We start from the raw sequence: 15,551 nt of genomic DNA on the forward strand, positions 1-15,551 counted from the left end.
ATGGATACATTCGACGACTTCAGGCTGGAAGCCACACGTCAGTTCGCCCACACGCTCATCGTCGTCGATGACGAAGCCAGCACGGAGATGTTGGAGACTGCCGGGCCTGCCGCCGCGTTGAAGAAACCCGGTCGCATCGATCTCACTAAAGCTCTGCCTGCTGCCTCGGCAGCGCAATCGCCAAGCCACCCACTGAAAGCGGACGTTCTTGTCGAGACTTCGATGTCGCTCGGCCTAATTTGCTCGGTGTTGAAGCCGAAGCCGGAAGACGGATCGGTGGCGCGCGTTGCGAAGGCTGCTGAAAAGGCTGACATACTATGCGTCGACTGGGAAATGCACCGCGACGAGGGCAAGACGGCATTAGAAATCATAGGCGAGGTAGTCGCGCGCGACGAGACCATCGGTGGGCGGTTTCGGCTGATTGCCATCTACACCGGGGTCTCCGATAAGGCGAAAATTCTCAACAAGGTGTTGGAGCATCTACCGAAAGCCACTGTCGATCGGCGGGGGATCGTAATCAAGGAAAACTTTCTAGCTAGTACCGACGGTCTCCGGATTGTCTGGCTGCTGAAGAAAGGCGGTACATATCCCAAAACACTCGCCGCGTTCGCTGCTGACGAATCAGAACTACCGGCTCGGCTTCAGAAGGAGTTTTCATACCTGTCCGGCGGCGTGCTTACCAACGTCGCGATCGCTACGATAGCCTCGATCAGGTCGGCGACCCATCACGTCATTTCCAAATTCAGCAGGGATATGGACGGCCCGTATTTTCATCATCGGAGCACTGTACAGAGCGCTGAGGACGCCGAAGAATACGCAACCCAGATCATCCTGAGCGAGTTGAAAAACGCTATCGACAGCAGTTCGATAGCGGCTCAGTTCGCAGGCAGGGATGCTCTGGACAAAGCGATAACGTCGGTGCTGCCAGAAGAAGGCGTGTCAATAGGCTTGGGACCAAAAGCGCTATCCGTTTCAGTCGATCAATACAAGGACCTGATCATCGACGGCATCGGTCCGACCATTAGGAAGTTCAACGATGCGAACGCGTCGCTTGGTCGCAAAGAATCGTTCTTCCAGGAGTTTTTGGCGGATCCTTTCTCCGACAGCAAGGCCAGCAGAAGGGATATGCTTAAGTTCGCGGCCCTGACTTGCCTGGCTGCTGACGCGGTTTCCGGCTATCGACACCATGAACCGTTGCTTTCTCTAGGTTCCATCATCAGGGATGCGGACGGCAACTACGTCCTTTGCGTCCAGGCATCCTGTGATTCCGTCAGATTGAAAAAGCCGCAGCCATTCCTTTTCGCGCAGCTTGAGATCGTTCTGGAGGATGCGGTCTGGCAGACGAAGGAAAAGATCGAGTTTGTTGTGCCGCATAAGCCCACAGCGAAAGACAGCCGAGAGTTCTTGTGCCTCAAGCTGTCGGACAAGGCTCCTTATGCAGCGCTGAGATCGATCGTTTTCGCGCCGACAAAAGATGAAAAGGTTACAGCGTCCAGGTCGCCGACCGGCATCATGACGTTCGAGGCATCCTCGATGCCAGCAGGCAAACGATCCGACAAGCATAAGCAATATGTGTGGATCGCCGACGTAAAGCGGCGTCGGGCGCTCCGAACGGTGCAGTACATTGGTCAGACAATGGGTCGGATCGGGTTTGACGAGTTTGAGGCTTTTCGCCGGAAGTACGGTTAGCTACTGCCCAAAAGTGCTACACCGGCAACGCAAGTTACTGGCCTCACCCACCGTGCATCTATCGCGCGATGCATCACAACACTAATCATTTGTAGGGGGCATCATAGGATACCCCACGCCCGAAACCTCCCCCTCCCCGTCATCTCTCTCAAGCCCAGCTCCTCGACGATCCGCAGCGCCGCGCGCTGCGTCACACCCAGTTCTTTGGCGACCATCCCGGCCGACACCAGCGGTTTTGCCATCACCAGCTCAATCAGCTCCGGCAGTTTTGACGACGTCCGCCGCCCTTTCAGCTTGCGTTCCATCATGGTGCGCGCCAGCGCCAGTCGGTCATGCTCTTTGAGGCCGAGCTCTGCAGCCGACAACAAACCATGGGCGATGGCGAGCAGTCGCGTTTCCCGATCGCGATGACGACGCCGATCGACCGGAATGGTTTTCAGACCGAGATTGATGGCGACCAGATGAGCGCCGGTGATGATGCCGGCCTGTCGCAGGAGTGAGGCGGTTAGCAGCCGGCCGAGCCACGGCGCATGTTGCAGCACCGACAACTCGTTCCAGGCATCGAGGGCGATGATCGCCTGCAGCACCGGTGGCAAGTTTTCGGCCTGCCGCACGACACCGTGCCAGTCCTCCAGCCGCGCATCCTCGTCCCAGTCGAGATCATAGATCATCGGATTTTTTTCACCGACGCGGCCGGCCGCCGATTGGCCGGGACGCTTTGCTTGCTCGATGGCGGCGTCCGAGCGGGCGAGCAACACGTCGATGGCAGCGAATTCTTCCGCAAGCGTGCTCGCATCCTCATCCTCGTTGCCCTCCCCTGCTCCGTTCGCAATGTCGGGCAGCGCGTTGTCGTCGACCACGACGGATATATCATCACCCAAAGATGCTGCAGGCAACGCCTCACCCGGCCATGCTCGGGCCTGCCGGAGGCTGCGCAGACCTTCTGTAGAGAGCGCCCAGCCGGGTGGTTGCGCGACGATGCGTTGGCGCATGCGCAAAACATCGCGGGCGATGGTGAGCTCGTGGGTCGGCGTGCGGATATCTTTGGTGGCGTCATGCAGGACGAGATCTTCGAGATGGACGAGCTCGCCGTCGATCCAAAGCGAGGCGCAGGCGTCGGTGAAATGGGAACGCTCTACAAAGCCCTCACCGACCCGCGATCGGGCGATGCGCTCGTCGAGACGCGACAAGGCGGAAGCCGCGTCCGAAATTGGCCGCAGCAACGTCGAAATGGGCAATTTGGCGAGATCGTAAGGCATTGAAATCATGGTAAATGATTTGTTAAACGGACGCTAGTGGCTATTTGTAGTCCGTCACATGGTACGGTTTTGCGCTATGCCTATAACCATCGATAAGTACCCCTTATCGATGGTAGTTGATTTCGCGGCGCAAATCGAGGAAAATCGGGGCAAATCACGGTGCCAGCGGCCGCCGAAACCCGCGATTCTGGAGCCTATCGTGCCTAAAACGAAGACATCACACACGTCCGTCGAGTGGCGCGCCGAAGAGCTCGATACCATCGCGTCCGTTTTGCCGCTCGAACGCCGCGACGAGCTTGCCGAGCTGTTGACCGATGATGACATCGAGACGCTGCGGCATCTCGTTAATCAGGGCATGGGCGACAATACGCTAAGGGCCCTGACGTCTGATCTTGCCTACCTGGAGGCCTGGGGTCTCGCTGCCACCGGACAGTCCCTGCCCTGGCCGGCGCCCGAGGCGTTGCTGCTCAAATTCGTAGCCCATCATCTGTGGGATCCGGAAAAGCGCGCAAGTGACCCCAACCACGGCATGCCCGATGATGTCGACAAAAATCTAAGGCGTCAGGGTTTCCTGAAGTCCGTTGGCCCGCACGCGCCTGACACGGTGCGGCGCCGGCTGGCCAGCTGGTCGACATTGAGTAAGTGGCGCGGCCTTTCGGGTGCCTTCGCCTCCCCTGCTCTTAAGTCAGCCATTCGTCTGGCCGTGCGCGCCGTTCCGCGAACCCGTGCGCGCAAGAGCGCAAAGGCCGTCACTGGCGACGTTCTGGCAAAGCTGCTGGCGACGTGTGAGTCAGACAGCCTGCGCGATCTACGCGACAAGGCAATCCTGATGGTCGCCTTTGCTTCCGGCGGCCGTCGACGCAGCGAAATCGCCAGGCTACGCGTCGAGCAGCTGACAGTCGAGCCACCGATCGAGGTGAACGACGGTCCTCCCCTCCCCTCACTTGCCATCCATCTTGGTCGAACCAAAACGACGACCGGCGAGCAGGACGATGTCGTCTATCTCACAGGCCGACCTGTCGAGGCGCTGAACGCCTGGCTGGCGGCCGCAAAGATCGAAAAGGGCAGCGTGTTTCGGGGAATCGGGCGATGGGGCACCGTCTCGCGGCGTGCGCTCGATCCGCAGTCGGTCAATGCGATCCTCAAGCAGCGCGCACAGATGGCAGGGTTGGACAGTGGGGAATTTTCAGCGCACGGGCTACGATCGGGATATTTGACGGAGGCCGCCAATCGCGGAATTCCCCTTCTCGAGGCGATGGAGCAGTCCAGACATCGGTCGATGCAGCAGGCTTCCAGCTACTATAACAACGCCACAAGGCGAAGCGGGCGTGCGGCACGCATTCTGTAGTGGCGCTCATGCGTAGCATCAGATGCCCCGGCTTGTGGGAACTGGTTGCACAGTCAATCGGTCTCCCTGACGACCTAGGCAAGGTCGGAAATCCCGCTTCTCTGACGTTCTCCACAGGCTGGCATGGCCTCCTCTGCCTAAGTCGTTGATCGATACGTGCAGAAGCAAGGCAGGCTTCACCAGAGACGATCAAAGGGAGTGCGTCCAGTTGGCGCCGCAGACGATTACCCGCAATGGAAAACCGAGCGTGGTTGTTGTTTCTGCAGAAGAGTGGCTGAAGAAAATTACTCGCAGGGGATCGCCTGCGGAATTTCTGTCGGCATCGCCCCTATACGGCGCCGACTTGGATACTGAGAGACAACACGACGAGCCCCGTGGCCTGTCCTTGTGAGACTTCTACTCGATACGAATGTTCTGTCGAAAGTTACAAAGCCTCGCCCTGATGAAGGATGTCTGAAGTGCCTTCACGGGCTGGACGTGGATCGAACCTTAATCAGCATCGTCTCTATTGCTGAAATTCGCCGCGGTGTCGCGCTGATGGATAGCGGCTGGCGCCTTGGACGAACGGCTCACGCATGATCTGCCTCAACGCTTAAGAAAACAGGATTATTCCGGTGGCAGGTCATGCCGCCTTTGCCTGGGCCTATCTGATGGCCCTTGCCAAGCGAAATGGTCGCCGGCTCGGCTCGATGGTTGCTACAGCCGTCACTCACCCATTGACCCTTGCGACGCGCAACATCAAGGATTTAGAAGGCTTCGGAATAAAAATCAGTAATCAGTGGGTGGACTGATCTGGCCGTTGCTTTTCGATTGAAAGGGCTGGACTGAACGCTCTCCTACAAAATGCTCAGGAATCACGCCGTAATCTTCTTATTGCTGACCACACGCCCCTTATCTGGCTGCATGAAGTCATCCATCACGTGAATGAACACTCGCGAATTGTGAAAGGCAAGCAAGGCTCGTTCCTTGGGTTGGCCCACGATGTGCGCCGAGCATAAGAGCAGCAGCGTCAAATTATTCAGCCGCATAAACATTTTTGAAGAAATCGGCGTCCGATATGGCGTTCGGATCCTCTGGCCTGTCCTTTGGCCGGAGCATAGGCTGTTGAAGCGATCTCTCGCGTTTCTCGACGATAGAGCTAAGCTATCACTTATGCGTTGGAGGCCGTCATCGACGATGCATTGCGCGAGGATTTTGGCGCGCAGGCAGGTATATCATCGGTCTCTGACAGCACCTTAGTCCAGCACAGCCTGCAGTATTTGAGATGATCGACCGCCCAAGGGGATATTTTCTTCGTGGACGAAAGGGCAACGGAAGGCCGGCTTTGCGCTGCTCATTTCGAGTTTCGATCAGATCTGTGACCGCTTCTACCCAATTCCATTTAAGAACAGCGAAAAGAACCTGCTATCTTCAGGAAAATTCGCCGCCTGGAAAAAATCAGCAGCGGGATCCTACAAACGGTCTCTACCCTCGTGACCGCCCTCCTCTGCCGACAGGCAGAAATCTCTCTGCTGTCCCTCCAGATAAGCAGGCTTTCTGAAGTTCTCCCCATTCCAATTTTAGTAGGTATTTCCGCTGCAGATGCCCCGCTACCAAGGGGAATATTTCGAAAGCAAATAATGGGCGCAGCGAGGATTCGATCGTTCTGGTGGTTCTGGTAGTCAATTTCCTCACTTGCCATGTGCTTGGGATATTCTGATGAGCTCCCTTGGCTGGCCAATAAGTCTTTCAAACGGCACAGATCGTCGAAGCGCGGCGTCCTTTTTCGGTCCCTCGGCAATCCGATCGATACGTTCGCTAAACAAATTTGTTTTTTCGACCGTTCTTTTGCGCCGTCGCGTAGTTGGCGCCAAAGCTGATTGTTGAGCGTACGCAAGTCGCTTTCATGGCGGCAAAAGCCGCATCAACCTGAGAAAAATGCAGCCTTTTCAAGAGAAGCGCCAGGAGCCAATCAACGCGGTGTCGACGGCTCCGGAAAAGGCTAGACTTCCTCGGACGTTTTCCTCGGCTAAACCCCGGTGCCCGGCCTTTAACAATTTTGCCCGGGTCAAAACTGGTTTAATATCATGCTAGGCTCGCTCCCTGGGGCCGGGACGGGTGACAAAGGCTTTCCTGCGCCCTGAACCGCAAAGCCGGCTCGAAGCCGCAGCCAGAAGGGCTGACCCGACAAGAGGCGACTTTTTGTCCGCTGATATCTGTGAACGGGCAGAATTTATCCGTACGGTACAAGCAGCGTAGGCGTAGGCGTGAGCGCATCATCAATGGTTTTGCGACAGTTGACGTCCCAGGCCCAATCGGAAAACCTTGTCAGCTGACAAGGTTTTGGAGACGCGGCTCTGGCTACGGATCAGCTCATCTCTTGAGGAAGCCCAGATACCAGATCATCAGTTGTCGCGACCGCTAAAGTTCGCCCAGCTACCAGCGTCAGCGGTTTACGACGCTCGCTATCGAAAACCTTGTCAGCTGACAAGGTTTGCAGTCCTGCATCAACTTCAACGGTCAACAGTCATACCGACACCGGGGCAGGGGGCAGGGGGCAGGTTGATCTCATGCAAAACCGTCACCGCAACCCCGACGACCTACACCAAGCGACAATATCCACTTGACCAGGGTAGGGACGTGGACAACCGGCATTCCTAATGCATTTACATCCGAGCCCGTAAGCTGCTGCAACAGACGGATTGGACTATGCTGTAACAGAATGTGCACTTCAGTGTGAGGATAACTTCTGCTGCTCGATCCCTCGACCCAAGGCCACCAACAGCGCGCGTGGGGGCGGAAACTATGAAATCTGATCGCCGAGGCAAACTCGACATGAGTACGGCGAGGGGGCGAACAGGCTGCGACAACCATATTCTTCAGGCCACAAACCTGGTTCCGTTGTTCATTTAATTTCCCACCCAATGGCCGCTTAGTTCGATTGCCCAAACCCTGAACCAAAACAAATACTGGTGATCTGTCGTGGCGATCGTACGGCGAGCCACAGGGCCCTGTGGCTCGCTACAGAAACTTTCGTGCCGCACAGCCCCATTAACGGCGCCCCTGAGCGGGGCAGGGGGAGCCCGACAAAGGCTTCTTTAAAACTGTTCAGCTACCCGCTGAAGAATTTTCCGGGACTTCATATTGAGCGTTGTCAGATGAACCAGCGGATCGATGTCGCCAACCAATGGCACCTCTACCGATATCGTGGCATGGCCAGCAACTTTGTTTAGCAATTGGCTCAACCCCAATATGCCATCACCTGGCGCCAACCGTCCTGCCCGGGCCTCGGTCATCATGTTTTCTGGACGCTTGGGTGCTGGCCCCACTACGTCACAGAGCTGCACATGCCGTACGATATCAGTTCTGATCTCGTCAATGTTTCCGCCATTTCGAAAAAAGTGAATGGCGTCGACCAAAACCCCTGCATTGTCTTGGCCGGACGCCGTGACCAGCGCACCAGCCTTGCTGTAGGTGTTGATAGTGCGCCAACCCATGTTCTCAACGTCGACAGCCAGCCCATATCGTGCAGCAAGCTGGCAGAACTCCGTCAAATTGCCGATTAGCCGTTGCAAGTCGCCATCGTCGCCGCACGCGGACAGGCGCTTGGCTCCAATATCGGCGGCGGCGGCAACGATGTGTTCGATGAGGGCAGCGTTAAAATCCGGGCCGATAATGAAAAACTCGATATCAAAAACGTTGATGCCTTCGCTGTCGAGTAGAGTTCGAAACTCCATTGCATCCCTGCTGCCCTGCGGCAGCTTGTAATAGGGTGCCCCAGGGAAAGCGGGATGCAGCCGAAGTCCTACGGAATTGAAGCCTGCGACTGCAGCATGCCTGACGAACTGCTGGGGCGGCAGTTGGATCGCAGAGAAATGGGCGATGCCGACGGGCGACTCTTTCACCGCATCGGTCATCGCACAACTCCGGTACGAGCCAAATGATCAAGCAGGTTAGCGCCGGTGCGATGGATGTGCTGACGAAGCTTGTCAGTCGCGTAATCGCTGTCTCTCGCCACAGCGCCCTGAGCGATTTCACTATGCTCCTGGCTGACATTTCGATCGCCTGAAGTCTGGGTCAGGAATTTTCTGCGATATCGGTCATTTAGATTGAGTAGGGTCCTGCAGAAATGCAGGAGAAGCGGCTTTCCGCAGCCCGAAATAAGGGTTAGATGGAAGTCGCGATGCGCCATCTCCCAATATTCGAGAGTTTCCGGCTTGTTCGCATCCCGGTCGGCACGGTTGAGCTTGTGAAGCGCGCGCATGACATTGCTTTCCCACTCCGCGTCACCGAGCCTAATCGACTCTTTCAACGCGAAAACCTCCAACTCCTCGCGAAGACTCGTTATCTCTTCCAGATTTGCCAGTGATACTGGCGCGACCCGGTAGCCGCGATTGTCTTCAAACTCTACCAGCCCGTCGGAAATCAAGCGCGCAAGCCCTTCGCGCAAGGGGCTGAGGCTCACATTGAATGACTGTCGCGCCTTGTCGAGATTGATCTTGCTGCCAGCCTCCAGCCCTCCGGAAATAATTGCTTCGCGCAGCCGGAATGCCAGTTGGCTTCCAATCGTATTCTTGCCGTCATCGGCAAAGTCACCATTTCCAGCTTGCTCGCTGGGTGCGTCGGGTGAGGCACTCTGTCGCTTCATAAAACCTCCCACGCAAATGTCGCGCTTGGTTGATGGGCGATATTATAAACGATTATTCTTGTCAACGAATTTGGAGTTTTCCATCATCGTTTGACAGGACGATTCAGAATATCGAGAAACAAACGCCGATATCGGCTATTTATCTCACAATTTTGTAATTTCACAAATCCTGACGCTGGGGGCGTTGATGAGCGCTTGACAGATAATCGATTATTTACGTATCACTCGAGCGTTGGGAGGTAACGATGGTGATTAAATCTGAAAGAGACTTAACGCCCGCCGTGATTGCGGCCATGCGCCAGACCTCTGATCCAAGGATGCGGGACATCCTGATGGCGCTGGTGAAACATCTCCATGCTTTCGTTCGCGAAGTGCGGCTGACCGAGGTGGAATTCCGGGAAGCGACTGCTATTCTCAACGAGATCGGCCAAATGCAAACCGACAGTCATAACGAATTTGTCCTCATGTCCGGCTCACTTGGCGTTTCGTCCCTAGTCTGCCTGCTCAATAACGGTGACAAGGGGCAAACAGAGACTTCACAGTCGCTTCTTGGACCATTTTGGCGCCCTGAATTCTCCGAGAGTTGAAAACGGCGGCACGATCATCCGGTCCTACACGCCTGGTACCCCGCTTTTCGTCCATGCTCGTGTAATCGATCGCGAAGGCAATCCGATATCTGGTGCCGAAGTCGACGTCTGGCACGCATCCCCTGTCGGTCTTTATGAGAACCAGGATCCGGATCAGGCGGAGATGAACTTGCGCGGCAAATTCACGACGGACGGGGAGGGACGTTTCTGGTTCCAGACACTCAAGATGGTTGGTTATCCCATCCCTGTCGATGGCGTTGTCGGACGCATGCTCAAGGCTCAGGACCGTCATCCTTATCGACCGGCACATTTGCACGCGCTGATCTTCAAGCGGGGCTACAAGACGCTGATTTCGCAGGTTTTCGATCCGAGCGATCCGAATATCGAATCCGACGTTCAGTTTGGCGTGACTGCGGCACTCACCGGCGATTTCATTCGCCACGACGAACCGCATCCAACCAACGGAGACATTCAGGCGCCGTGGTTCTCGCTCGACTACACTTATGTCATGGAAGCAGGCGAGGCTCTCTTGCCGCGCCCGCCAATCAAATAACGTTATTTGGAGCCGGATAATGATTACCGAGGAACAACGCCAGTCAGCAGCCAGGACCATCCTGGAGGCCGAAACCACGCGCACTCCCATTGTCCAACCCAGCAAAACTTATCCCGAGCTCGAAATTGAGGATGCGTATCGCATTCAGGCGCTTTGGGCCGAGTTGCGTGTGTCGCGCGGCGCGCGGATTGTCGGTCACAAAATAGGTCTGACGTCTCGCGCCATGCAAATGGCATCCAAGATGACCGAGCCGGATTATGGGGTGATACTGGATGATGCGCTCTACAATGATGGCGCGCAAATTAATGCGGATTTGTTCATCAAGCCGCGCCTGGAAGTCGAGTTGGCGTTCGTAATGGGTGAAGACCTGGAAGGAGCGGGCACCCGTATCTATGACGTCATGCGCGCGACGGAGTTCATTCTGCCTGCGCTCGAGATCATCGATTACAGAACCGAAGTTCCGCGTGCGATTACCGACACAATCGCCGACAATGCAGCCTTCGGAGCAATCGTCGTGGGTGGGCGGGTGATCCGCCCGTTTGATATCGACATACGCTGGGTCGGAGCAACTCTGTCGAAAAACGGCATTATCGAAGAGTCCGGGGTTTCAGCCGCGATCATGGGTCATCCGGCCGCCGGCGTTGCATGGCTTGTCAACAAACTTCATGCCGTCGGCGGCGGCTTGAAAAAAGGTCAGATCGTCCTTGCGGGCTCATTTACGAGACCGGTCGACATCATAAAGGGCGATGTCATTCAGGCTGATTATGGGCCAGTTGGCTCGATCGGCGTCTCTTTTACGTGAGGTAGAGATGGATCTTCCAGTCAATAAATTTAAAGCAAAACTGCAGGCCGGGCAAAGCCAGATAGGACTTTGGTGCGGGCTTCCAGGGAGCTACGCTGCCGAAATCGTGGCGCCAGCCGGCTTCGATTGGCTGTTGTTTGATACCGAACATTCCCCCAGCGACGTGCTGACCGTGCTGCCACAATTGCAGGCGATCGCCGCCTACGATGTCGCCCCGGTGGTGCGCCCAGCTGTCAACGATCCTGTGCTGATCAAGCGATTCCTAGATATTGGTGTACAATCTCTTCTAATACCCTTTGTTCAAAATGCAGACGAAGCGAAAGCCGCGGTGGAAGCAACCCGCTATCCACCGAAAGGAATTCGAGGCGTTTCGGCCCTTACGCGTGCCACACGTTTCGGCAGGGTAAAGAATTATGCCCAGCAGGCGGAGGGGGAGATTTGTGTTCTCGTTCAAGTCGAAACGCGGGAGGCTATTGCTCATATCGAGGCCATGGCATCGGTCGAAGGGGTGGACGGGATATTTATCGGCCCGGCGGATCTCGCAGCCAGTTTCGGCTATCCGGGACAACCAGGCCATCCGGAAGTGGTCGAGGCGATTGAAAATACGATCGCATTACTCAAACGGCTCGGAAAGCCGGCAGGAATACTCACGCCTGACGAGAAGTTCGCGGCACGTTGCATGGAATTGGGAACGCTGTTCACTGCCGTCGGTGTCGATGTCGCATTGCTGGCGCGCGGATCAGAAGCACTGGCGGCCAGGTTCTCGAAACAGTTGTAGACATGCGAGCTTCCGGGCACGTCGTCAACGAACTTGTGCCTACGGGCGTGAACCGATTGGAATGTGAGAGCGATGCGGCCATCCGATCCAAACGCGTGCCAACTCGCATTCGAGGCCGAGACCGGTCCGACCGTATCGGTGTCAACAGTCTTTCCATCCAGCCTGATAGACAGCATGCACCTGCGCGCGGCGGCGTCTCGCTCCTGATTGAGGAGCCCTGTATCACGTTAGCAGCCGGCACAAAGGAGGCGAGGCTGCGTCAAAAAGACCATGCCTGTCGATCTTGTAATTGAGTTGTTAAAGGAGCATTTCGGGTGTGTCCTATGCAAAAGCATAGACAATTCCAAGCAACAGACTGGAAGTACTCGAAATGGCTGACCTGGAATGGGTGGACTTTTTCCCAATAGTTTTCTTGCCGTTCAAAATTATCGTACTGGGCATTGGCATGTACTACGCCATCAAGTGGCATCACGATCAGGCTAAGAAAGATAACGAGGCCAAAGGAAACTGAGCGCCGACAGGTGTCAACTTGCTTCAATCCACATTGGTTTGGAAGCAGAATGGACCTTCTTCAAACCCGCCTCGACGAAACGTAGGGGGCGATTTGCGTAGCAGGAGATCGAGCATAGACCTCGCCTCACGCACCTGGCCCAATAGATTATCCGCAAGCCATTATCCATGCATTTATTTGACCAGCCCCGCCCGTAACAAGGTGGGGCTGAACTAATTTCTCTCGACCGGGCGTCTCGGACGGTAAAGTCGAGGCACAGTTTGAGAAACGTAGCGGGTAAGCGCGGCTTGAAGCAGTGGCACGCAAGTCGTGAAGCTTACTTGCTCAGCGTTTGCGCGATAAGATCGAGACGCCATCTTCGCACTTATTGAATCGGATAATCCGTCAGCTGCCATCATGGTCGACGAACGGATCGTTTTTGCAGCTCTTCGCTTGAGCGCCCGTTAACAAAATATGTTTAGGGCAAGTGGTTGGCTGTCGATCGCTGCCTCTTGAATGGAGAGCTGCCGATTGTGGTGCTGAGCGATAGATAGGCTTGCAATAACTCATTTATGGCAATAATTATGAGTTATAGAGAGGGATTCTATAACTCATGGAATGGAACTGGCGAAACACTGATTGGCCAAACTTCAGGTGCGACACCGCAAGCCTGGTACCGCTGGAGCAGAAATTCCTGCAATCAGCCGGAGAGGTTATCGGTGCTGTCCGGCATTTGAACGAGGACGACAGCAACCAACTTCGCATTGAGTTGCTGAGCGACGAAGCGGTCAAGACCTCAGAGATTGAGGGGGAATTTCTGGACCGCGTGAGTGTCCAGTCGTCACTCCGCCGACAGTTCGGGCTAAACACTGATGATAGACAGATCCGCCCCCAAGAGCGGGGGATCGCCGAGATGATGGCAGATGTCTATCGAAGTTGGCATGGGCCGCTGCGTCATGAGGGACTGTTCCACTGGCATTCAATGCTGATGGCGGGAAACAAATATATTGAAACGGTTGGGGCTTACCGCACGCATGACGACGCCATGCAGATCGTGTCAGGTCGATTGGACAAGCCCACCATCCACTTCGAGGCTCCCCCGTCGCGCCGGGTTGCCGCTGAGATGGAGACCTTCATCACATGGTTCAATCAATCAGGGCCAGATGGCCAATGCTCGCTTCAAGCTTTGACGCGTGCCGCAGTAGGCCATCTTTACTTTGAAAGCATACATCCGTTTGAGGATGGCAACGGCCGAATTGGACGCGCGCTCGCCGAGAAATCCCTAGCGCAAAACATAGGGCAGCCAAGCCTCATTTCACTCGCCTTCACAATCGAGAAACACCGGAAGGCCTATTACTCAGAGCTTGAGCGGCATCAGCGCACGCTCGATATCACCGACTGGGTCATTTTCTTTTCAGAAACTATCCTGGATGCTCAACGGGCGACGCTTGAGCGCATAGATTTCTTCATTCAGAAAGCAAAGTTATATCATCGTTTTCGGGGCCAGCTAAACGATCGGCAGGAAAAAGTAGTCGCGCGCATCTTCAAGGAAGGCACGGCAGGCTTCAAGCGGGGGCTAAGTGCCGAAAACTACATTTCGATCACAGACACCTCCCGCGCTACAGCAACACGCGACCTTCAGCAGCTCGTGGAGATTGGCGCACTGACGCGTACGGGTGAACGTAGGCATACCCGGTACTCGCTGTCATTGCAGAAATAAATTGCCGCTAGTCCAGTGAACTCAACCAAAGTCATTATCTACGTAACCGATTGTTCGATTCCGCTCTCATCAGGTTTTTCGGAAGGACGCCGGCCGGTAATATCCTTCTCACCGGAGATGCGCGGGGCGATCACATTCTCAACGGCCTCGAACAGAGCGGTGCTGTCGCGACAGGTGCCGCCCACCACCTTCGCCTTCTCAAGGTCTAGCACCACGGCAGCGATAGAAATGTCACGGAAAACTACTTCGAACGCCTGCCTGCTGACATCTATCTGCTCTCGGCGAACGGCAAACATGGAAATCCGGACCACGAGGTCCTGGCGGTGATCGTTGATGTCGCAAAGGCTGATCAACGCGAACCGCTCATAGTGGTCACTAACAAGGCGCCTTCGCTCGAATGGCTACGCCAGAATCGCTCTCCTTCGCAATTCGGTTATGAATTGGTCGTTCGAAAGCCAGCCAACCACGCTGTCGTGATCGATCTATTGCAGGTAACGTAGCCTGACGTGCCGCCTTAGAAATGGTCAGGGGCGACTGCCAGATATCGGTCATGGCTCATAATCGGGCTCAGATGCAGAGAATAGCAAGCGTAATCTCCGCATCGCTACCGCTCACTCATATCGACCGATAAAGCGAGTTACATTTGATGTTTCGTTCCCGTGCCTAGAAATTTTGTGGCGATGAGAAAATAAAAACAAAGGCGTCCTTGGTTCCGATCCTTTCAAGAGCTAAATCTAGCAATTGTTTTAGATTGCGTTTCCTCGGACAGGATTGATGATTTCGATCCCGTGAAAATCTCGTTCATTATCGGTGACAACAACGCAGCTATTGGATTGGGCGATGGCAGCCACAATCATGTCCAGCGCACTACGCGGGCGGCCGGTTGCCCTTCCTTGTGCCATCAGCTCTCCCCAAACGAGGGCTGCCTTCTCGTCAAACGAAAGGATGCGACCTGCGAAGAGTGACAGCGGCCCCTCCTTGCCTCCAACCAAGTTTCGAGAGCAGTTCGCTTTTTACCCTCCGGGTTCTCGAGTATTTCTCGGTGTATCGCGGCGATAGTGAGAGACGCGATGAACAAATCATCGTCAAATTGTTCAGCCATCCATGTCAACAATGACGCTGAAGGCTCTGGTTTCGTGATATTGCTGAGAATGTTGGTGTCGAGCAAATAGCGCATTACAAATCGATCTCGCGACCTTCTTCGCGTGAACGGGGTGTGTCGAGATTTGCTCCAACCAGTGGTGATCGGCGGAGTGCCGCGACAATCCCTCCTTTTTTCGGCGGCTCTCCAGCGAGAGTTTCGCTTACAAAGGCTCGTAAATTGGCTGCTTCCGGGCCATCTTCGGCCAATCGGCGCGCAAGTGATCTAATCAGGCTGCGATCACTATCGCGCCCGAGCACCTCAAAACGAGCGAGACCGCGGTCGCCCAGGCGGCTTCTATATTTCTGCATTGCGCGTGTCTGAGAGCTAGCCATCTGATCCTCCAGATATTTCCAGTAATAAAGCTGGATATCGAGGTTTCGACAAGTCGTCAGGAGGAATGATATTGGCGCAGCTAGAGTTTGATTAGAATATTGCGGTCGTCACTTCGTATCCCCTCACATCAGGATTTTTGTCAATTGTTCATTCGAGTGGCATCGAATTTCTCCTTCGTAGGCGGATCCACGGTCTGAGCCCATAGCAATTACCGGCCCGGT

12 protein-coding genes and 3 pseudogenes are annotated in these 15,551 nt (G+C 55.3%); 9 read left to right on the top strand and 6 right to left on the bottom strand.

Annotation, left to right across the window (positions count from 1 at the left end; all coding sequences use genetic code 11):
* The gene (locus ACQZ45_RS19270; RefSeq protein WP_448742479.1) at positions 1 to 1,689 is read left to right on the top strand and encodes a response regulator receiver domain; all 1,689 of its coding nucleotides are present in this window, start codon (positions 1 to 3) and stop codon (positions 1,687 to 1,689) included.
* A 101-nt stretch (positions 1,690 to 1,790) separates the two neighbouring features.
* Here the strand turns inward: ACQZ45_RS19270 and ACQZ45_RS19275 are convergent, their stop codons facing one another.
* On the bottom strand, positions 1,791 to 2,957 hold the full coding sequence (locus ACQZ45_RS19275) for an RHE_PE00001 family protein (RefSeq protein ID WP_448742480.1): 1,167 nt from the start codon (positions 2,955 to 2,957) through the stop codon (positions 1,791 to 1,793).
* A 190-nt stretch (positions 2,958 to 3,147) separates the two neighbouring features.
* Here ACQZ45_RS19275 and ACQZ45_RS19280 point away from each other — a divergent pair, with 190 nt between their 5' ends.
* From ACQZ45_RS19280 to ACQZ45_RS19290, 3 genes and pseudogenes are all read left to right on the top strand, one after another.
* On the top strand, positions 3,148 to 4,296 hold the full coding sequence (locus ACQZ45_RS19280) for a site-specific integrase (RefSeq protein WP_026331063.1): 1,149 nt from the start codon (positions 3,148 to 3,150) through the stop codon (positions 4,294 to 4,296).
* 145 nt (positions 4,297 to 4,441) lie between these two features.
* On the top strand, positions 4,442 to 4,687 hold the full coding sequence (locus ACQZ45_RS19285) for a type II toxin-antitoxin system prevent-host-death family antitoxin (RefSeq protein ID WP_080671390.1): 246 nt from the start codon (positions 4,442 to 4,444) through the stop codon (positions 4,685 to 4,687).
* Positions 4,684 to 5,087 (top strand): annotated as a pseudogene (locus ACQZ45_RS19290) (PIN domain-containing protein). Before ACQZ45_RS19285 ends, ACQZ45_RS19290 begins: the two are co-directional and overlap by 4 nt.
* Positions 5,088 to 7,373: 2,286 nt before the next feature.
* Here the strand turns inward: ACQZ45_RS19290 and ACQZ45_RS19295 are convergent.
* A complete protein-coding gene (locus tag ACQZ45_RS19295) occupies positions 7,374 to 8,192 on the bottom strand; it encodes a sugar phosphate isomerase/epimerase family protein (RefSeq protein ID WP_112157981.1) in 819 nt (272 codons plus the stop codon).
* Complete coding sequence (locus ACQZ45_RS19300) at positions 8,189 to 8,923, bottom strand: GntR family transcriptional regulator (RefSeq protein ID WP_019567163.1); 735 nt, start codon at positions 8,921 to 8,923, stop codon at positions 8,189 to 8,191. The genes ACQZ45_RS19295 and ACQZ45_RS19300 overlap by 4 nt, the downstream gene beginning before the upstream one ends.
* A 245-nt stretch (positions 8,924 to 9,168) precedes the next feature.
* Between ACQZ45_RS19300 and ACQZ45_RS19305 the strand changes: the two are divergent.
* The 5 genes and pseudogenes from ACQZ45_RS19305 to ACQZ45_RS19325 all read left to right on the top strand — a co-directional run bounded on the left by ACQZ45_RS19305 (position 9,169) and on the right by ACQZ45_RS19325 (position 13,853).
* Positions 9,169 to 10,063, top strand: a pseudogene (locus tag ACQZ45_RS19305) (intradiol ring-cleavage dioxygenase).
* A gap of 19 nt (positions 10,064 to 10,082) precedes the next feature.
* On the top strand, positions 10,083 to 10,865 hold the full coding sequence (gene hpaH / locus ACQZ45_RS19310; RefSeq protein WP_421461394.1) for a 2-oxo-hept-4-ene-1,7-dioate hydratase: 783 nt from the start codon (positions 10,083 to 10,085) through the stop codon (positions 10,863 to 10,865).
* Positions 10,866 to 10,872: 7 nt separating this feature from the next.
* On the top strand, positions 10,873 to 11,643 hold the full coding sequence (hpaI, locus tag ACQZ45_RS19315) for a 4-hydroxy-2-oxoheptanedioate aldolase (RefSeq protein ID WP_025591807.1): 771 nt from the start codon (positions 10,873 to 10,875) through the stop codon (positions 11,641 to 11,643).
* A 370-nt stretch (positions 11,644 to 12,013) separates the two neighbouring features.
* On the top strand, positions 12,014 to 12,154 hold the full coding sequence (locus ACQZ45_RS19320) for a hypothetical protein (protein WP_003518781.1): 141 nt from the start codon (positions 12,014 to 12,016) through the stop codon (positions 12,152 to 12,154).
* 592 nt (positions 12,155 to 12,746) lie between these two features.
* Positions 12,747 to 13,853, top strand: a complete 1,107-nt coding sequence (locus tag ACQZ45_RS19325) for a Fic family protein (RefSeq protein WP_421461396.1) — start codon at positions 12,747 to 12,749, stop codon at positions 13,851 to 13,853.
* 38 nt (positions 13,854 to 13,891) lie between these two features.
* Here ACQZ45_RS19325 and ACQZ45_RS19330 read toward each other — a convergent pair whose 3' ends face one another.
* The 3 genes and pseudogenes from ACQZ45_RS19330 to ACQZ45_RS19340 all read right to left on the bottom strand — a co-directional run bounded on the left by ACQZ45_RS19330 (position 13,892) and on the right by ACQZ45_RS19340 (position 15,329).
* A complete protein-coding gene (locus ACQZ45_RS19330; RefSeq protein ID WP_421461398.1) occupies positions 13,892 to 14,206 on the bottom strand; it encodes a hypothetical protein in 315 nt (104 codons plus the stop codon).
* Between the two features lie 393 nt (positions 14,207 to 14,599).
* Positions 14,600 to 15,030: pseudogene (locus ACQZ45_RS19335) on the bottom strand (PIN domain-containing protein).
* Entirely contained in the window at positions 15,030 to 15,329 is a 300-nt protein-coding gene (locus tag ACQZ45_RS19340) for a hypothetical protein (RefSeq protein WP_080670375.1), read from the bottom strand. The pseudogene ACQZ45_RS19335 and the gene ACQZ45_RS19340 overlap by 1 nt, the downstream one beginning before the upstream one ends.
* Positions 15,330 to 15,551: the final 222 nt, after the last annotated feature.

The sequence above is a fragment of the Agrobacterium sp. 16-2014-1-2a genome, from assembly GCF_053522705.1.